Source organism: Cryptosporangium minutisporangium, assembly GCF_039536245.1.
GTDB classification, from domain to species: Bacteria; Actinomycetota; Actinomycetes; order Mycobacteriales; family Cryptosporangiaceae; genus Cryptosporangium; species Cryptosporangium minutisporangium.
Genome location: NZ_BAAAYN010000025.1, coordinates 1 through 17393 on the forward strand (window position 1 = coordinate 1; position 17393 = coordinate 17393).

The following is a 17393-nucleotide window of genomic DNA, read 5'->3' on the forward strand; positions in this document are numbered from 1 at the left end:
TCCCGAATCGCCGAACCCATCTCCTCACTACCGGCCGCCACCGTCTGCACGTTGCGGGACACCTCTCCGGAGGCCTCCGAGACGACCCCGGCCTGAGCGGACGCGTCCTCGGCGCTGGCCGCGATCTGCTGACTCACGTTCGCCAGCTCTTCCGCGCTCCCGGCGAGGGTGTCCGCGCTGCCGGCGAGCGCGCCGATCGCCTGCCGGACACCCTCCTGGGCGCGGCCGAGCGCGGCGGCCATCTGTCCGACCTCGTCCCGGGAGTGGACGTCGGCGGAGCGGGTCAGGTCACCCCGGGCCATCGCCTCCAGCGTCGCGGAGACCCTCCGCAGCGGCGCCACGATCAGCTGGGTGATGACGACGCCCAGCACCCCGGCGACGAGCAGTCCGACGATCAACAGCGTGATCATGACGACGCGCGCCTCGCGGTACGAGTGCTCGGCCTTGTCCGCGGTCTCCTTCGCGAGCGCGACGTCGTACTCCTCGATCTCCTCCAGCGCGCTCGTCGCCTCCTCGGCCAGCTCGTCGGCCGTGCCGTGGAGCGCGGTGTCGAACTCCGCGCTGCGGTTCGCTCGGCTCAGCGGCAGCAGCGTGCTGTCGCGGTACTGCTGCCACTTGGTCCAGGTGGACTGGAACTGGTTCCAGACGGCCTCGTCCTCCGGTCCGGCCTCCTCGTACGCCTGCCCCCACTCGACGACCTCGGCGTCGCTCTCCTGGATTCTGGCCTCGTACTGGCTCCTGGTCGCGGTGTCCCGGGCCGAAGCGTGCCCGGTCACCAGCGCCTGGTTCTCTGCCGTCGCATGCTGCACCCGGGCGAGCGCGACCAACGAGAGGACGTTCTCGTTGTAGAGGTGCTGCGAATCGGCGTTGGTCTCGGACAGCGAACGCAGCCCCACGACGCCGACCGTCACCGCGACGATCGCCAGCACGCCCAGCGCGAGGAGGAGCTTGGCCCGGACCGGGCGGTCGGCCAGCCACCGGACCAGGGGGTTGCGTCTGGCGGCGCTGCCGCCCAAGACCTCATCCGCCGGGACACTCCCCATGCTGTATTCGCTCCACCCCTGGTGCGCCTCGGACGCACCCGGGCATCGGCCCGGGTGCGTGAACCCTCTGAACGGCTCATCGGGCGTGCGAGGCGGAACATGAGGTGCGATCTGCACGACTTGAGGAGTGAACGGCGTGAATTCCTCAGGTCGGTGCCGTCGACGGCCGCCTCAGAAGCCCCGGGCGAGGCGGTAGTAGGCCTGGTTCCAGCGCAGTTCGTTCGCGAGCCGGCGCGGCGTGGTGTCGGCGTCGATGACGACCAGCTCGGTCGACACCATCTCCGCCAGGTCGGTCAGCTCCTCCACGCCGATCGCCGAGGACAGCACGGTGTGGTGGGGACCGCCCGCGGTCAGCCAGGACTCCGCCGACGTCGCCAGGTCGGGTGCCGGCTTCCACACCGCGCGCGCCACCGGCAGCTTCGGCAACGGCTGGTCCGGCGGCACGACCTCGATCTCGTTGGCGACCAGCCGGAACCGCTCCCCCAGGTCGGCCATCCCGACGACGACGGCCGGGCCGGGCGTCGCGTCGAAGACCATCCGGACCGGGTCCTCGCGGCCGCCGATGCCCAGCGGGTGAATCTCCACCCGCGGAGTTCCGGCGGCGATGCTCGGGCACACCTCCAGCATGTGCGCGCCCAGGATGCGCTCCTGGCCGGGCGTCAGGTCGTAGGTGTAGTCCTCCATGAACGACGTTCCGCCGGGCGCCATCGCCTTCAGCGTCCGGAGCAGGACCGACGTCTTCCAGTCGCCCTCACCGCCGAACCCGTATCCGTCACCCATCAGACGCTGCACCGCGAGGCCCGGCAGCTGCCGTAACCCGCCGAGGTCCTCGAAGTTCGTGGTGAACGCGCCGAAGTTGCCCTGCTCCAGGAACGACCGCAGGCCGAGCTCGATGCGCGCGCCGTAGCGGAGCGACTCGTGCCGGTCGCCGCCCGCCCGCAGCTCCGCGACCACCTGGTACCGCTCTTCGTACTCGGCGACGAGCTTGTCGACCTCGGCGTCGGATGTTGCGTCGACGGCCTCGACCAGGTCGTTGACGCCGTAGGTGTTCACCGACACCCCGAACCGGAGCTGGGCCTCGACCTTGTCGCCCTCGGTCACGGCGACGTCCCGCATGTTGTCGCCGAACCGGGCGAGGCGCAGCGTCCGCATCTCGGCGTAGCCGCACGCGGCCCGCACCCACGCTCCTACCCGGCGGCCGACGCGGGGGTCGCTGACGTGGCCCGCGACCGTCTTGCGCGGCACACCCAGCCGCGCCTGGATGAACCCGAACTCGCGGTCGCCGTGCGCGGCCTGGTTGAGGTTCATGAAGTCCATGTCGATCTCGGCCCAGGGCAGCCCCACGTTGGCCTGCGTGTGCAGGTGCAGCAGCGGCTTGCGGAGCGCGTCCAGCCCGGCGATCCACATCTTGGCGGGCGAGAACGTGTGCATCCACGCCACCAGGCCGATCACCTGCGGCGCCGCGTTGGCCTCCTGGCAGATGCGCAGGATCGCGGCCGCGTCGGTGAGGACCGGCTTCCAGACCACGGTGACCGGGAGGCCGCCGATTGCTTCGCCCGCTCCGAGCTCGTCGGCGATCCGGCGGGACTGCTCGGCGACCTGGTCCAAGGTCTCCGGCCCGTACAGCCCCTGGCTGCCGGTGAGGAACCACACCTCGCGATTCGGCGCGCTCATGTCGGCCACCTTTCGTTGTGAACGTTCACATAGCAGTGGAGCCCTGCGTGGGGTGGCCCACGCAGGACTGCACGGAGGTCAAGGCTCGCGGCGGGTGACGATCCGCTGGAGCAGGATGAACGCGAAGAGCAGACCGCCGATCACGATCTTCGTCCACCAGGAACTCAGCGTTCCCTGGAACGTGATGATCGTCTGGATCAGACCGAGCACCAGCACACCCAGGACGGTCCCGGCCAGGAAGCCGGATCCGCCGGTGAGCAGCGTTCCGCCGATGACGACGGCGGCGATCGCGTCGAGCTCCATGCCCTGGGCCGTCAGACTGTAGCCAGTCGGCGTCTCGAAGCTGTAGAGGATGCCGCCGAGCGCGGCGCAGAGCCCGGACAGCAGGTAGACGCCGATCCGGGTCCGCCCGACCGGCAGGCCCATCAGGCCCGCCGACTGCTGGTTGCCGCCGACCGCGTAGGTGTTGCGGCCGAACCGCGTGTAGGCGAGTGCCAGCGCCGCGACGATCGCGATCAGGATCGCGACCAGGGCGCTCGGTGAGATCCGGAACCCACCGAGTTGGATTCGCTCGGTCGCGGTCGTCTGCCAGAACTCGTCGGTGATCGGGATCGACTTCGTGCTGATCAGGTGAGCCAGCCCGCGGGCGGTGAAGAGGCCGGCGAGCGTCGCGATGAACGGCTGGATGTCGAAGAAGTGGATGATCGCACCCTGCGCCGCACCGATCAGCGCCCCGACCGCCAGCACGACGACGATCACCAGTAACGGTGACCAGCCGGCCCGCAACAATGCGGCCGCGATCACGGTCCCGAGCGCGAGCACCGCACCGACCGAGAGGTCGATCCCGCCGGACAGGATCACGAACGTCATCCCGACCGCCACCGTGAGCAGGTGCGCGTTGTCGATGAAGATGTTCAGCAGGATCTGGGTGTCGGAGAAGCCCTCGTAGTTCGCGATGCCGATGCCGTACATCAGACCGAACAGCACGAGCGTCGCCAACACCGGTACGTACCGGGAGTTGACACCGTAGCGGCGGGCCCGCGCGACGCTCGGCCGCTCGACCCGGGGTTCCTGCGATTTCTCCGTCACGCTCGTCATGCCGCCACCTCCGCCGGTTGCGCAGTGGTCTTCCGGCGCTTCGGGAACACCTTCGCACGGAAAGTCGGAGACTGGGCCAGGCAGAGGACGACCACGACGACCGCCTTGAACAGGAGCGTGACGTTGTTGGGAATGCCGGTGGTGTAGATCGTGACGTTCAGCGCCTGGATCAGGACGGCACCGAGCACGCTGCCGGCGATCGAGAAGCGCCCACCGGTCAGCGCCGTACCGCCGATCACGACCGCGAGGATCGCGTCCAGCTCGATCAGGTTGCCGGCGTTGTTGCCGTCGGCGCTGGAGATGTTCGAGCTGTAGATCAGCCCGGCGACCCCCGCACAGAAGCCGGAGAAGACGTAGACGATGAGCGTCAGCCGCCGGGCCTGGATGCCGGCGAGCCGGCTGGCCGTCGGGCTGCTGCCGACCGACTCGATCAGCAGGCCGAGCGCGGTGCGACGGGTGAACAGCACCGCCGCCGCGACCACGGCGGCCGCGATGATCACCGCGACCGGGATCGTCAGCGCGTAACCGGCGCCGATCGTGCGGTACGGGTCGGACCGGACGTTGATGATCTGACCGTCGGTGATCAGCTGGGCGATGCCGCGGCCGGCGACCAGCAGGATCAACGTCGCGATGATCGGCTGGATCCCGACCACCGCGACCAGGATGCCGTTCCACAGCCCGAGGGCCAGCGCGACCACGATCGCGACGCCGACCGCCGCGAGCACGCCGCTGACGCTGTTCTGGTCGGGCAGCTCGCTGATCCGCAGGCACGCCACCGCCCCGACGATCGCGATCACCGAGCCGACCGAGAGGTCGATGCCCGCGGTCGCGATCACCAGCGTCATGCCGAGCGCGACCAGGACCAGCGGTGTGCTGCCACGCAGGATGTCGATGAGCGAGCCGTAGAGGTGCCCGTCCCGCATGCGGATCGCGAAGAAGTCCGCGCTGAAGAACAGATTGGAGACCAGCAGCACGACCAGCGCGGCCGCCGGCCAGAACAGACGGTGTTTCGTCACCGTCGCAAACCGGTTCATGCGCCTGCTCCCGTTTCCGTCCCGTTCGTCGCTCCGCTTGCGATCGTCGCGAGGATCCGGTCGACGTCGACGTCGTCGGTGTTGTCCAATTGCTCGACGAGCCGCCGGTCGCGGAGCACCGCGATCTTGTGCGACAGCCGGAGCACCTCCTCCAGCTCGGCGCTGATGAAGAGCACCGCCATGCCGTCACCGGAGAGCTGGGCGAGCAGCCGCTGGATCTCCGCCTTCGCCCCGACGTCGATGCCGCGGGTGGGCTCGTCGACGATCAGCAGCTTCGGTTCGGTGATCAGCCAGCGGGCGAGCAGCACCTTCTGCTGGTTGCCACCGGAGAGGTTGCGGACCTGGGCGTCCGGGTTCGCGGGGCGGATGTCGAGCGCCTTGATGTACTTCTCGACCAGCTCGTCCTGCCGGCTGCGCGGAATCGGGCGGGACCAGCCGCGGGCGGCCTGCAGCGCGAGGATGATGTTCTCGCGGACGGTCAACTCGCCGACGACACCCTCGGTGCGGCGGTTCTCCGAGCAGAACGCGACGCCGTGCGCCATCGCCGTGCGAGGGCCGCGCATCGTCACCGGCTCGCCGGCAACCGCGAACGAACCGTGGTCGGCCTTGTCCGCGCCGAACATCAGGCGCGCCAGCTCGGTACGGCCGGAGCCGAGCAGCCCGGCGAGGCCCACGACCTCACCCTGGTGGATCGTGAGCGAGAACGGTTCGATCGCTCCGGTGCGGGCGACGTCGGTCGCCGCGATCACCGGGCGGCCCTGCTCCAGCGCGGCGGCGGAGGGCTTCTCCTGCTCCTCCAGCTCCTCGAGGACGGCCAAGTCCTTCCCGATCATCGCGCTGACCAGCTGCGACTGGGGCAGGTCCGCGACCGTGTACTCGCCGACCCGGCGGCCGTTGCGCAGCACGGTCATCCGATCCGCGATCTCGTAGACCTGGTCGAGGAAGTGCGAGACGAAGACGATCGCCAGGCCTTCGCTCTTCAGGCGGCGCACCACCCGGAACAGCTGCTCGACCTCGGAGGCGTCCAGGCTGGACGTCGGCTCGTCGAGGATGAGCACCTTGGCCGAGATGTCGACCGCGCGGGCGATCGCCACCATCTGCTGGATCGCGATCGAGTAGCTACCGAGCAGCGCGGTCACGTCCAGGTCGATGTCGAGCCCGCGCAGCAGCTCGGCCGAGCGGCGGCGCATCTGCCGCCAGCCGATCATTCCCAGCGTGCGCGGCTCGCGTCCGATGAAGATGTTCTCCGCGACCGAGAGGTTCGGGCAGAGGTTGACCTCCTGGTACACGGTGCTGATCCCGGCGCGCTGCGCCTGCAGCGGACCGGTGAACCGGACCTCCTCGCCACCGAGCCGGATCGAGCCGCCATCGATGTCGTAGACGCCGGTGAGCACCTTGATCAGCGTCGACTTTCCGGCGCCGTTCTCCCCCATCAGCGCGTGGACCTCGCCCGGGAAGAGGCGGAAGTCCACGTCGGCGAGCGCCACGACGCCGGGGAAGACCTTGCCGACGCCCAGCATCTCGAGGATGGGCTGCGTCTCGAGGATCGGCACGCGGTCCCCCATCACCACACTCCGTTCATCGGCAGCCCCGGGTGGGCCGCGGTACGGCCCACCCGGGGTTGCGGGATCAGTACGTGCGCTCGGCCGCAGGAACTACCGCGGCCGGCCGCCGGGCGACGATCAGTACTTACGCTCGGGCAGAGCCGCCTTGGCCTGCTCCTGGGTGAACGTGGTCTCCTCGGTCAGGACGCGCTTCGGGACTTCCTCGCCGTCCACCACCTTCTTGGCCAGGTCCATCAGCTGTGGGCCGAGCAGCGGGCTGCACTCGACGATGAAGTTGATCTTGCCCTCGGCGAGCGCCGTCATCCCGTCCTTCACCGCGTCGACGGTGATGATCTTGATGTCGACGCCGGGCTTCTTGCCGGCCGCCTCGATCGCCTCGATCGCGCCCAGGCCCATGTCGTCGTTGTGCGCGTAGAGCACGGTGGCCTCGGGGTGCGCCTTGAGCAGCGCCTCCATGACCTCCTTGCCCTTCGCCCGGGTGAACTCGGCGTCCTGCGAAGCGACGACCTTGATCTTGGGCTCGGCCTTGATCGCCTCGGCGAAACCGGCCTTGCGGTCGTTCGCCGGAGCGGAACCGGTGTTGCCCTCGAGCTGGATGACGTTGACCGGGCCGGTGGCGGCCTTCGCGTCGGTCACCAGCCACTCGCCGGCCTTCTTGCCCTCGAGCACGAAGTCCGAGCCGATGAACGTCTCGTAGAGCGAGGTGTCCTTGGAGTCGACCGCGCGGTCGGTCAGGATGACCGGGATCCCGGCGTCCTTCGCCTCCTTGAGCACCTGGTCCCAGCCGGACTCCACGACCGGCGAGAACGCGATGACGTCGACCTTCTGGGCGATGTAGCTACGGATCGCCTTGATCTGGTTCTCCTGCTTCTGCTGCGCGTCGGAGAACTTCAGCTCGATCCCGGCCGCTTTCGCCGCTTCCTGGACGGACTTGGTGTTCGCCGTCCGCCAGCCGCTCTCGGCGCCGACCTGGGCGAAGCCCATCGTGATCTTGCCGTCGTCGTTGCTTCCGCTGTCGCCGCCGCAACCGGCGAGACCGGCGGCTACCAGTAATCCGCACGCGATCGCCGCGGACACTCTCCTGATCACTGCGTCCTCCCGAGTCGAACGAGTAACGCCCCGCGCGGTCCGCCGGGCCGAACCGGCACGGTGGCCGGACCTCCCCGATGTGACCGCTCACATCGTGATGTGACCGCTCACATAGGCGGCCGGTCAAACTGGTGCTGCAGCATCCGAGCCCCGCCCGCGGTTACTCCGGAAAGGCCGGAGAGCCGGGACGAAAGCCGGTGTGGCACGGGTCACGCGCCGTTGTCCCGAGAGTGTTACCGTTCTCATCCAGCACGTCAAGACTTCATCGCGGGGGCGTTACCGGTCTGTTGCCGGCAGACACCTCGTCGCTATCCCACAGCGTCAGAACCCTCGTGCACACCACCGCGCCTCGACGTCCAGAGCGCCGTGGCTACGATGTGAGCGATCACAAAGCCGCTTGGAGGTCCGTTGTCAGCACCTGAGAGACCTTCCGAGCGGCCACGCACCTCGATCATGCGTGACGTCGCCCGCCTCGCCGGGGTGTCGCACCAGACCGTCTCCCGCGTCCTCAACGAGCACCCCAGCGTGCGCGACGAGACCCGGGCGCGGGTGTTGGAGGCGATGCGTGCACTCAACTACCGGCGGAACATGGCCGCCCGTACGCTCGCCACCCGCCGCTCCGGCATCCTCGGCCTGATCGGGTTCGAGAGCACGCTCTACGGCCCGGCGTCGATGCTCTACGGCATCGAGGACGCCGCCCGCGCCGCCGGCTACTTCGTCAGCGTGGTCACCGTGCGGTCGCTGGAGCGCACCGCGGTGCTGGAGGCCGTCGACCGGCTCTGCGCGCAGGCGGTGGAGGGCATCGTGGCGATCGCCCCCAAGGAGTCGGCCGCCCACGCGCTCGCCCAGGTACCCGACGGGCTGGGCTGCGTCGGCGTCGGCGGGGCCGGCGAGAGCGGCGTGCCGAGCGTCCGGATCGACAACCGGGTCGGCGCGGCGCTCGCGACGCAGCACCTCCTCGACCTCGGGCACCGGACCGTGCACCACATCGGCGGGCCGCCCGACTGGCCGGAGGCGCGCGACCGGATCGATGGGTGGCGCACCACGCTGTACGCGAACGAGCGGATCGTGCCGCCGGTCGAGCACGGCGCCTGGACCGCCGACTCGGGGTTCGAACTGGGCACCGCACTCGCCGCCGACCCGTCGGTCACCGCGATCTTCTGCGCCAACGACCCGGTGGCGCTCGGGGTCCTACGGGCGCTGCACGAGGCCGGGCGGCGGGTCCCGGACGACGTCAGCGTCGTGGGGTTCGACGACGTTCCGGAGGCCGGCTACTTCCTGCCGCCGCTGACCACCGTCCGCCAGGACTTCGCCGAGCTGGGGCGACGCAGCCTGGAGGTGATGCTGGGCCAGCTGAACGAGGACGGCCCGGCGTCTCGCGACGTCGACAGCGTTCTGCTGGAGCCGACGCTGGTCGTCCGCGGTTCGACCGGTCCGCCACCGGCCTGAGCATCGGCCTTCGAAGCACGCCCTGAGAGTGGTGTGGGCGAGCGCCCACACCACACTTCGGTGTCACGCCCGCTGCAGTGTGCGCTCGAACAGGTCGAGTAGCACCCGCCAGTGCCGCTCCAGGGCCGGAGGGTCGTGGACCGCGGTGTCCGACATCGTGAAACCGTGCTCGGTGCCGGGGTAGACCTCCGAGCGGTACACCGCCCCGGCCGAGTCGAACGCCTGCTCCAGCGCGGCGACGTCCGCGGGTGTCATCGACGGGTCGTGCTCGGCGTGGCCGAAGTAGAACTCGGCCGTCGCGGCTCCGGCCAGCAGGTGTGGGCTATCGGGCTTGTCCGTGACGAGCCGCCCGGCGTGGAACGCCGCGGCCGCGGCGACCCGGTTCGGGAACGCGGCCGCGGTACGGACCGCGAGCCGGCCACCCATGCAGTACCCGGTGATGCCGATCGGTCCGTCCGACACGTTCGGCTGCGCGGCGAGGAAGTCGAGGTACGCCCCGGCGTCCCGGCGCGCCAGGTCCGCGGTCAGCGCCGAGATCAGCGGGGCCGCCTGCGCGAACACTGCTTTCCGGCCCTCCTCCGACGTGAGGTCGGAGGTGTCGAAGAGCGGCGCCGGACCGCTGCGATAGAAGACGTTGGGCAGCAGGACGAAGAAGCCGTCGTCGGCGATCGTCCGGGCCATGTCCTGCAGCACCGGGCGCGGACCGAACGCGTCCATGTACACCAGTACCGCCGGGAACGGACCGTCCTCGTCCGGGTGAGCCACGAACGCGTCCGCGACGCCGTCCGGCGTGGGGACCTGCACCGACGAGAAGCCCATCGGCCCTCCTCAGCGCTTGCGGGCAAGCCCGGCGTACACGCCGCTCTCGTTGTCGGCGGTGGTCGGCGTCCCGTCCGGTCGCCAGTGTTGCACCAGCTGAATGCCGGGCTCCACCAATTCCAGTCCGTCGAAGAACTTGGCCACCTGTGGCTTGGTGCGGGCCTGCATGAAGATGCCCCGCGCGTTGTACTGCGCGACGACCCGGGCCGCTCCGGGGTCGGTGTCGGTGGTCACCGCGCTCAGCGCGAGGTAACTGCCGGACGGCAGGGGTTCGAGGAGGCTGGCGACCAGGTCGTAGGCCACCTCGTCGGGGACGAACTGGATCACCGCGATCACCGACAACGCCACCGGACGGGTGAGGTCGAGCGTGGCGGTCACCTCGGCGGACTCCATGATCGCCGACGGGTTCCGCATGTCGGCGTCGAGGTAGGCGGTGGCCCCCTCGGCCGTGCTGGTCAGCAACGCCCTGGCGTGGGCCAGCACGATCGGGTCGTTGTCGACGTACACGATCCGCGACTCAGGCGCGACGGTCTGCGCGATCTCGTGCAGGTTCGGCGAGGTCGGAATGCCGGTGCCGACGTCGAGGAACTGCCGGATCCGGGCCTCCTCGACCAGGTACCGGGTCACCCGGTGCATGAACTTCCGGTTCTCCGTCATCGCGACGCGCAGGGACGGCCACTCGGCGAGCATGCCCTCGGCAGCGGCGCGGTCGGCCGGGAAGTTGTCCTTACCGCCGAGCACGAAGTCGTAGATGCGCGCCGTATGCGGGCGATCGGTGTGTAAATCCACCGCCGAGGCTCGCGCTATCGCGTCCGGGTCCGGGCGCATCCACTCCGGGGCACTACTGGCCACTGCGACCCCTCAGGTCCGTGCTGACACCAAATTGAGCAAGCGTCGCTCACTCTACGGCAGTCCACCAAGGACATCGCAGACGCGGAAGCATCAGGAAGACGCCGAACGGGGGTCACCCGCGTCGGGCGGCGCCGTCGGTAGCCGGATGACCATCGTGGTGCCCGGTTCGTCGTGCTGCGCGGTGATCCGCCCGCCGTGCCGCTCGACGATCGCCCGCGTCACCACCAGGCCGAGACCGGTTCCGGGGACGCCGTGCTCGCGCGCCGCCGACGAGCGGAAGAAGCGCTGGAAGAGCCGGTCGCGCTCGGCCGCAGGAACGCCGATGCCGGTGTCCCCCACCGACAGCGTGGCGACGCCGTCCTGCTCGGTGAGCCGGACCGTCACCCGCCCGCCGTCGTGGCTGTACTTCACCGCGTTGGACAGCACGTTGTCGAGCATCTGCCGCAGCCGTTGCGGATCGCCGTACAACGGCATCCGGTCGGGCACCTCGGTCACGATGGTCACCGCGCGGCGGTCGGCCGCGGCCCGGACCGCGGCGATCCCCTCCCGCGCCAGCTCGGCGAGGTCGGTGTCGACCGGCCGGATCGTGATGTGCCCGGACTCCAGCCCGGCCAGGTCGAGCAGGTCGTTGATGATCGCGGTCAGGCTCTCGGTGTTCCGCCGGATGACGCCGAGCAGCTGGGGCCCGTCGGTGTCCCAGTACTCCGGGCTGTCGGTGAGCAGCTGCGCGTAGGTCGTGATCGACGTCAGCGGCGTCCGCAGCTCGTGCCCCACCAGCGCGAGGAAGTCGTCCTTGGTCCGCGCGAGTTGGAGCGCGAGCTCCTCGGCCCGCCGCCGCTCCAGGTAGTGCCCGACGTGGGCGGCGATCCCCACCAGGTGCGCGGTGAGCGCCACCCGGTCCTCGTCCAGCGTGTCCGCGTAGAGCGCGAGAACGCCGACCACCGCATCGGCGCTGCGTACCGGCACCGCGAGCGCGGTGCGAAGCGCCCGCCGGGCCGCCCCCTCGACGTCGAACCGGGTCTCGGCCGCGATGTCCGCCACCCAGACCGGCTCGCCGCGCTGCCAGGTCGTCCCGACCAGCCCCTCACCCGGCCCCAGCTGGGACGAGAACAGGCCGGACCGGTCGGGCTCCCCGTCCGTCCAGGACGCCGCCGGCCGCAGTACCTCGGTGACCGGATCGACCAGCCACAGCTCGGCGTGCGGCCAGTGCAGCGACCGGGCCACCGCGTCGACGACCTGGCCGGCCGCGTCGGCGATCCGGTCGGCCTCGACCAGCGCGCGGGACACCGCCAGCGCGCACTCCTGGAACCGCTGCGCCCGGCGCTGCTCGGTGACGTCGTGCAGCGCGACCACCGCACCCAGCACCGCACCGGCGACCGTGATGCGCTCGGCGTTGGCGACCAGCGTGCGGGCCGGACGCCCGGGGCGCAGCAGCCGCAGCTCGACGTCCCGGACCGGCTCGCCGGCCAGGGCCCGTGCGCTCGGTTGCCGGCCGTCCGGGAGCAGCTGCCCGTCGGCGTCCCGGAGGTGGTCGCGCGCGATCGCGGCGGCGTTCGGCGGCAGATCCTCGTCGAGGTCGAGCATCCGCAGCAGTGCCGCGTTGGCGAACATCGTGCAGCCCGCCGCGTCGCAGGCGAACACCGCGGTGTCGAGGCTGTCGAGCAGCGCCTGCAGGAACAGATTGTGCGGTGGCGCGTCCGGGTCGGGCCGCTCGTCGGCCGCCGTCCCGGCGATCGTGTCGGCCGCGCCGAGCGGCAGGGGTAGCTTCCCGGCGGCGTCCGCGACGCCGCTCAGCGCGCCGACCTCGGCCGACGACCAATCCCGGGGGCGCGCGTCGACCGCACAGACGACGCCGACCACGGCGCCGTCCGGGGCCCGCAGCGGCACACCGACGTACGCACCCACCCGGACCCCGGTCCCGGCCGGCCGGGACCGGGGGTCGTCGCTGGCGTCCCGGACGACCACCGGCGCGCCGCTCGCGACCACGTCCTGGCAGAACGACTCGGAGACCAGGATGCGGCGCGAGGCGGAGAGCGGAGGAAACAGACCGTGCGCCCCGACGAATCGGATCCACTCCCCGTCGACGAGCGTGACCAGCCCGATCGGTACGTGTACTGCCTCGGCGGCGGCACGGGCGACCGCGTCGAGGGGGTCGCTCGACGCGACCGGCGTCGGAGCGACCGAGGGTGCTGCTGCCATGACCCGGCCCCCCTATCGTCGCGAATCCCTTTCGCGTACGTTATTCCTTTTTAGGAGGAAACAGTAGTAAGGGAGCGGATGGCCGGGGCCCGTCGGTCAGCGAATCTTCGCCCCGTAGACCTTCTCGACCTTCAGCGCCATCAGCACTCGCCGGTCGGACACCATCACCGTGCGGTACTCGTCCCAATCCGGGTGCTCACCCGCCGCGGACCGGTAGTAGTCGACCAGCGCCTCGACCTCGGGCCCGTGCGGATCGGTGCCCGGGCCGATCAGCGTCGCAGTGCCCTCGGCGGTCGCCCAGGCCCAGCCGTCCTCGCTGGTCACCTCCAGCGAGGCGCGCGGGTCGCGGCGCAGATTTGCGGTCTTCGCGCGCCCCTCGGTGATCGAGACGTAGATGGTGCCGGCGTCCCGGTCGTAGTACGGCGTGACCGGGGAGAGCTGCGGACGACCGTCGGATTTGATCGTGGCGAGGACACCGAGGCGGCTCTGGGCGAGGAGCGCGTGCAGGTCGAAATCTGTGGCAGCAGTCATACTCGCGCCAACCCGCCGGTCGCGGCCGGCTATTCCACCCCCACCGGTCCACCCCCACCGGTCCACCCTCACCGGCACACCCGGTACCGGAGGTGCGTGACACCGTCGCCGACGACGACGCGGGTCTGCTCGAGCGTCACCGGACCGATCTCGTCGAAGAGCCGGACTCCCGAGCCGAGCAGGACCGGCACGACGCTGACCTCGATCTCGTCGAGCCGGCCGACGCGCAGCGCCTGCCGGGTGACGTCCGCGCTGCCGAGGGCGACGACCCGGTCACCGGCGGCCTCCCCGGCCAGGTCCAGCGCCCGCTCGATGCCCTCGGTCACGAACGACACCCGATCGCTCCACCCAGCCACTGCGCCCCCCTCGGTCGGCGGGCGGTGGGTGAGGACGAAGATCGGCGCGTCGATCGGGTGCCCGCCGCTCCAGCCACGGGCGATGTCGAACGTCCGGCGGCCGCTGATCATCGCCCCGGTGGTGCGCTGCCACTCGTCGACGATGGACTTGCTCGCACCGGTCGGGGCGAGGCGGGGCTCGGCCGGGTTGTCGGCCCCCGCGGTCATCCAGGCGAACAGCGCCTCACCGCCGCGCCCCAGCGGGGCGTCGACTCCGTCGCCGGCGCCGGCGATGTAGCCGTCGAGAGACACCGACAGACCGACGATCACTGTGCTCATCGTGCTCTCCTTCAGTACGTTCGGGGACCGAATTAAGCTTGTAAAAAGCAAGTTTGCTTTGTCAAGGCAAGTCTGAGGTAAGATCGGGAGCATGGCGCAGCAACGTGCGTACGGGCAGTTCTGTGGATTGGCCCGCGGGTTGGAGATCGTCGGCGAGCGATGGGCGCTGCTGATCATCCGAGACCTGCTGGTCGCTCCCCGGCGGTACACCGACCTGCGCCGCGGGCTGCCCCGGATCCCGACGAACATCCTGGCCGCGCGGCTGAAAGAGCTGGAGGCCGCCGGCGTCGTGGAGCGGATCGTGCTCCCCCGTCCGGACGGGTCGGTGGTGTACCGGCTGACGCGGTACGGCACCGAGCTGGAGCCGGTCGTGATCGCGCTGAGCCGGTGGGGCGCCCGCGCGCTCGGCGAACCCCGCGAGGACGAGATCCTCACCCCCGCGTCGGTGATCATGGCGATGCGGACGACGTTCCGGGAGGAGCACGCGCGCGGCCTGACCGTCGATTACGAGCTGCGGACGGGGGAGATCGTCGTACACCTGCGGGTCGACGACGGGGCGCTCACCGCCGTCGAGGGGGCGAGCCCGGAGCCGGACCTGGTGATCGAGGCCGGCCCCGCGATCCGCGCGCTGCTGGCCCGGGAGGTGACGCCGAAGCAGGCGATCGCCGACGGCACGGTGACGGTCACCGGCGACCCGGGGCTGCTCGACCGCTTCGTCGAGGTGTTCGCGATCTGACCGGGGGTTCGCCGAGGTCGGTGCGGGCCGCCGGTGGCGGTGCGGTCCTACACTCGGCCGGGTGATCGCGTCGCAGACGTTCGCCCGTGCGGTGGTCACGCTTGCCTGCGGTGTCGGGCTGCTCTTCCTGCTCAGCCCCGATGCGGGCGGTGGTGCGCTGGCGTTCGTCGCGCTCGCGGTGCTCGGCGCGCTGGCCTTGCGCGGTCTCGGTGTCCGCCTGCCGACGTCGACGCCCGCAATCCTCGCCGCCGGCGCCCGGCGGGCCGAGTGCCGGGGCGCCCCGCGGCACCGCGACCCCGACGCCCGCGGCCGCCGATCCCGCCCCCGCGCGCCCTCTCCGGTTCCGGCCGCGTAGCGCCCGGTCCGCCCGTTCCCCGTCCGGCGCTGTCCGCCGGCGGGCCTCCGCGTGTTGCGCGGCCCTCCGCCCTCGCTCCGTCGTCGGCCCCGGAGGGTCCACATGTCGGTCCTGCCCGTTTCTCTTGCCTACTCGCTGGTCGAGTCCACGAGCACGCTCCTCGATCCGGTCTTCGGCGGCGCGGCCACCGCCGCCGCGATCGTGCTCGCCACCGCGCTCGTCCGGCTGCTCCTCGTTCCGCTCACGTTCCGCCAGATCGCCGTCGAGCGACGTCGCGCCCGGCTCGCGCCGCGGGTCTCGACGCTCCGCGCGACCCATCGCCACGACCCGGTACGCGCCGCGAGCGAGGTGGCCGCGCTCTACCGCACCGAAGGTGTCGGCGCACTGCCCACGCTGCTGCCGCTCGTCGTGCAGGCTCCGTTCTTCCTGACGCTCTACTCGCTGTTCTCCACGTCTACGGTGGACGGCACCCCGAACGCGCTGCTCGGACGGGAGCTCGGCGGCGTCCCGCTCGGCGACCACTGGCACGACGGCGCGCTCCTCGGCGTCCACGGCCTGGTCTTCGTCGTCGTTCTCGGGCTGTTCGTCCTGACCGCGATCGTGGCCGCACGCCGGCTGCGCCGGCTGGGCCAGCCGACCTGGCTGGCCCTCACCCCGTACGTGGCGGTGGTGTTCGCCGTGACCGTCCCGCTGGCAGCCGCGCTCTACCTGCTGACCAGCACGGTCTGGACGACGCTGGAGAACGCGGTGCTCCGGGATCGACTGGTCAGTCCGCCAACGTGACGACGAGCACCTCGCCGGGCTCGGTACCGGCGCGGGCAACCGGCTCGCCGTCCGGCGACCACAGCCCCGAGCCACCGGCGGCGACGTCGAAGCCGCCACCGGTGGACCCGGCATAACTTGCGAGCGCCACCCAGACGGAGTGCGCGGCGGTGATCCGCCGGGCCCGCCCGGGCTGGACCTCGGCGTCCTCGGCGGTCTCCAGCACCCCGGCGACGTACGCGTCGACGCGCCTCCCGTCGGCACCCAGCGACACCGTGTCCGCGGCGTGCTGCGGCACCCCGGTGTCCTTGCAGATCGCGAGGCCCAGCCGCCATCCGTCGACGTCGAGGACGACCGGCCCCGGACCGGGGGCGTAGTGCTCCGGCTCCGCACCGCCGAGATACTGCTTGCGGTAGACGACCCGGGCGCCGGTGCCGTCGACCGCGAGCATGCCGACGTGCCGCCGCCCGTCGTCGCCGGCGACCGGGGCCCCGGCCAGTGCGAGCGCACCGGTCGCGGCGCACGCCTCCACCAGCGGGGCCAGCCGCGGGTCGTGCGGCGCGAGCGGTGGTGCGGTGAACTCGTACCCGGTCAGCGACATCTCCGGGAACACCACGACGCGGGCTCCGGCCGACCGCACGGCCGCGGCGTGTGCGGCGACGTTCGCGACGACGTCGAACGACGTCAGCAGCGGTTGGGCGAGCCCGAGAACCAGCGGCGCCCTCATCGCGCACCCGGTCCGGCCGTCTCGGCGAGGCGCTGCGCGAGGCCGTCGAGGAGCAGGTCGAGCGCGGCCGGATAGGCGCTCCCCCGCATCGTCTGGGCCAGCGCGGTCGCGGCGGAGGCGATGTGCGGGTGCGTGTCGGCGGGCAGGTGCGCGTAGACCTCGCTCCAGACCGCGTCGTCCGCGTCCTCGGTGCCGTGCGGCAGGGCCACCGCCGCGGCGTCCAGCGCGGCGAAGCCCAGCGTCAGGTCGATGAACGCGTGGTAGTGCCGGGCCGCGTCGTCCGGCGCGAAGCCGGCCGACCGGAGCACACCCAGGCCCAGCTCGATCACCCGGATCTCGTGCGGACGCCCGGTGACCCGGGACGCGGTGAGCACCGCGGTACGCGGCTGGGCCACCGATGCCGAGTGGATGCGCAGCCCCAGCTCGCGCAGCGTCTGCCGCCAGTCGGGGCCGGGCGTGAAGTCGGCGAGGTACTGGCCGATCAGGTCGTCGGCGACGGCCCGGACCAGCTCGTCGGTGTTCCGGAAGTAGCGGTAGATCGCCGACGGGTCGGCCCCCAGCGCCACGCCGAGCCGCCGCACGCTCAGCCCTTCGGCGCCGTGCTCGCGCACCAGCCGGATCGCGGTCTTGACGATCAGGTCGTGGCTGAGCACCGTCCCGGTCTTCGTCGGCCGGTGGCGTCGCCGAACCGTCGTCACCCGTTCGGTCATCGCGGCTCCTTCGCGTCGGGCGGGCCTTATGACAACAGTATTGACCCTAGACGGTCATCCTCGGTTCCATCTCCGG

The 17393-nt window shown here is 71.1% G+C and carries 17 protein-coding genes; 4 read left to right on the plus strand and 13 right to left on the minus strand.

Annotated elements, in window-relative coordinates:
* The 6 genes from ABEB28_RS20075 to ABEB28_RS20100 all read right to left on the minus strand — a co-directional run.
* The coding region (locus ABEB28_RS20075; protein ID WP_345729691.1) for an MCP four helix bundle domain-containing protein at window positions 1-1043 on the minus strand (1043 nt) is incomplete at its 3' end.
* A 171-nt stretch (window positions 1044-1214) separates the two neighbouring features.
* Window positions 1215-2717 (minus strand): L-arabinose isomerase, encoded by a 1503-nt coding sequence (gene araA / locus ABEB28_RS20080; protein ID WP_345729692.1) that lies wholly within the window; start codon window positions 2715-2717, stop codon window positions 1215-1217.
* 78 nt (window positions 2718-2795) lie between these two features.
* Entirely contained in the window at window positions 2796-3815 is a 1020-nt protein-coding gene (yjfF, locus tag ABEB28_RS20085; RefSeq protein WP_345729693.1) for a galactofuranose ABC transporter, permease protein YjfF, read from the minus strand.
* The gene (locus tag ABEB28_RS20090; protein ID WP_345729694.1) at window positions 3812-4849 is read right to left on the minus strand and encodes an ABC transporter permease; all 1038 of its coding nucleotides are present in this window, start codon (window positions 4847-4849) and stop codon (window positions 3812-3814) included. The genes yjfF and ABEB28_RS20090 overlap by 4 nt, the downstream gene beginning before the upstream one ends.
* The gene (locus ABEB28_RS20095) at window positions 4846-6414 is read right to left on the minus strand and encodes a sugar ABC transporter ATP-binding protein (RefSeq protein ID WP_345729695.1); all 1569 of its coding nucleotides are present in this window, start codon (window positions 6412-6414) and stop codon (window positions 4846-4848) included. Before ABEB28_RS20095 ends, ABEB28_RS20090 begins: the two co-directional genes overlap by 4 nt.
* Window positions 6415-6531: 117 nt before the next feature.
* Entirely contained in the window at window positions 6532-7503 is a 972-nt protein-coding gene (locus ABEB28_RS20100; protein WP_345729696.1) for an ABC transporter substrate-binding protein, read from the minus strand.
* Between the two features lie 453 nt (window positions 7504-7956).
* Here ABEB28_RS20100 and ABEB28_RS20105 point away from each other — a divergent pair, with 453 nt between their 5' ends.
* Window positions 7957-8952: a LacI family DNA-binding transcriptional regulator gene (locus tag ABEB28_RS20105; protein WP_345729697.1), complete on the plus strand. Its 996-nt coding sequence runs from the start codon at window positions 7957-7959 to the stop codon at window positions 8950-8952.
* A gap of 63 nt (window positions 8953-9015) precedes the next feature.
* On the opposite strand, the gene ABEB28_RS20110 is transcribed toward ABEB28_RS20105, so the two are convergent.
* From ABEB28_RS20110 to ABEB28_RS20130, 5 genes are all read right to left on the minus strand, one after another.
* Complete coding sequence (locus ABEB28_RS20110; RefSeq protein WP_345729698.1) at window positions 9016-9771, minus strand: dienelactone hydrolase family protein; 756 nt, start codon at window positions 9769-9771, stop codon at window positions 9016-9018.
* A 9-nt stretch (window positions 9772-9780) separates the two neighbouring features.
* Window positions 9781-10560, minus strand: coding sequence for an SAM-dependent methyltransferase (locus ABEB28_RS20115; RefSeq protein ID WP_345729699.1), 780 nt, complete (start codon window positions 10558-10560; stop codon window positions 9781-9783).
* 153 nt (window positions 10561-10713) lie between these two features.
* Window positions 10714-12822 carry an ATP-binding protein gene (locus ABEB28_RS20120; protein ID WP_345729700.1) on the minus strand — a complete coding sequence of 703 codons (2109 nt, stop codon included), beginning with the start codon at window positions 12820-12822 and terminating at the stop codon, window positions 10714-10716.
* 96 nt (window positions 12823-12918) lie between these two features.
* Window positions 12919-13353, minus strand: coding sequence for a PPOX class F420-dependent oxidoreductase (locus tag ABEB28_RS20125; protein WP_345729701.1), 435 nt, complete (start codon window positions 13351-13353; stop codon window positions 12919-12921).
* Between the two features lie 68 nt (window positions 13354-13421).
* On the minus strand, window positions 13422-14027 hold the full coding sequence (locus tag ABEB28_RS20130) for a dihydrofolate reductase family protein (RefSeq protein WP_345729702.1): 606 nt from the start codon (window positions 14025-14027) through the stop codon (window positions 13422-13424).
* Between the two features lie 91 nt (window positions 14028-14118).
* On the opposite strand from ABEB28_RS20130, the gene ABEB28_RS20135 reads away from it, so the two are divergent.
* From ABEB28_RS20135 to yidC, 3 genes are all read left to right on the plus strand, one after another.
* Window positions 14119-14763 (plus strand): winged helix-turn-helix transcriptional regulator, encoded by a 645-nt coding sequence (locus tag ABEB28_RS20135; RefSeq protein WP_345729703.1) that lies wholly within the window; start codon window positions 14119-14121, stop codon window positions 14761-14763.
* Window positions 14764-14824: 61 nt separating this feature from the next.
* Entirely contained in the window at window positions 14825-15118 is a 294-nt protein-coding gene (locus ABEB28_RS20140) for a hypothetical protein (RefSeq protein ID WP_345729704.1), read from the plus strand.
* Between the two features lie 102 nt (window positions 15119-15220).
* On the plus strand, window positions 15221-15901 hold the full coding sequence (gene yidC / locus ABEB28_RS20145; RefSeq protein ID WP_345729705.1) for a membrane protein insertase YidC: 681 nt from the start codon (window positions 15221-15223) through the stop codon (window positions 15899-15901).
* Here the strand turns inward: yidC and ABEB28_RS20150 are convergent.
* Both ABEB28_RS20150 and ABEB28_RS20155 read right to left on the minus strand, forming a co-directional pair.
* The gene (locus ABEB28_RS20150) at window positions 15885-16607 is read right to left on the minus strand and encodes a carbon-nitrogen hydrolase family protein (RefSeq protein WP_345729706.1); all 723 of its coding nucleotides are present in this window, start codon (window positions 16605-16607) and stop codon (window positions 15885-15887) included. The genes yidC and ABEB28_RS20150 overlap by 17 nt on opposite strands.
* Window positions 16604-17317, minus strand: coding sequence for a TetR/AcrR family transcriptional regulator (locus ABEB28_RS20155; protein WP_345729707.1), 714 nt, complete (start codon window positions 17315-17317; stop codon window positions 16604-16606). Before ABEB28_RS20155 ends, ABEB28_RS20150 begins: the two co-directional genes overlap by 4 nt.
* Window positions 17318-17393: the final 76 nt, after the last annotated feature.

Excerpts from the sequence above, each read along its gene's own strand:
- araA (WP_345729692.1), bottom strand. The coding sequence starts at position 2,717 with ATGAGCGCGCCGAATCGCGAGGTGTGGTTCCTCACCGGCAGCCAGGGG.
- yjfF (WP_345729693.1), bottom strand. The coding sequence starts at position 3,815 with ATGACGAGCGTGACGGAGAAATCGCAGGAACCCCGGGTCGAGCGGCCG.
- ABEB28_RS20090 (WP_345729694.1), bottom strand. The coding sequence starts at position 4,849 with ATGAACCGGTTTGCGACGGTGACGAAACACCGTCTGTTCTGGCCGGCG.
- ABEB28_RS20095 (WP_345729695.1), bottom strand. The coding sequence starts at position 6,414 with ATGGGGGACCGCGTGCCGATCCTCGAGACGCAGCCCATCCTCGAGATG.
- ABEB28_RS20105 (WP_345729697.1), top strand. The coding sequence starts at position 7,957 with ATGCGTGACGTCGCCCGCCTCGCCGGGGTGTCGCACCAGACCGTCTCC.
- ABEB28_RS20110 (WP_345729698.1), bottom strand. The coding sequence starts at position 9,771 with ATGGGCTTCTCGTCGGTGCAGGTCCCCACGCCGGACGGCGTCGCGGAC.
- ABEB28_RS20120 (WP_345729700.1), bottom strand. The coding sequence starts at position 12,822 with ATGGCAGCAGCACCCTCGGTCGCTCCGACGCCGGTCGCGTCGAGCGAC.
- ABEB28_RS20125 (WP_345729701.1), bottom strand. The coding sequence starts at position 13,353 with ATGACTGCTGCCACAGATTTCGACCTGCACGCGCTCCTCGCCCAGAGC.
- ABEB28_RS20130 (WP_345729702.1), bottom strand. The coding sequence starts at position 14,027 with ATGAGCACAGTGATCGTCGGTCTGTCGGTGTCTCTCGACGGCTACATC.
- ABEB28_RS20135 (WP_345729703.1), top strand. The coding sequence starts at position 14,119 with ATGGCGCAGCAACGTGCGTACGGGCAGTTCTGTGGATTGGCCCGCGGG.
- yidC (WP_345729705.1), top strand. The coding sequence starts at position 15,221 with ATGTCGGTCCTGCCCGTTTCTCTTGCCTACTCGCTGGTCGAGTCCACG.
- ABEB28_RS20150 (WP_345729706.1), bottom strand. The coding sequence starts at position 16,607 with ATGAGGGCGCCGCTGGTTCTCGGGCTCGCCCAACCGCTGCTGACGTCG.
- ABEB28_RS20155 (WP_345729707.1), bottom strand. The coding sequence starts at position 17,317 with ATGACCGAACGGGTGACGACGGTTCGGCGACGCCACCGGCCGACGAAG.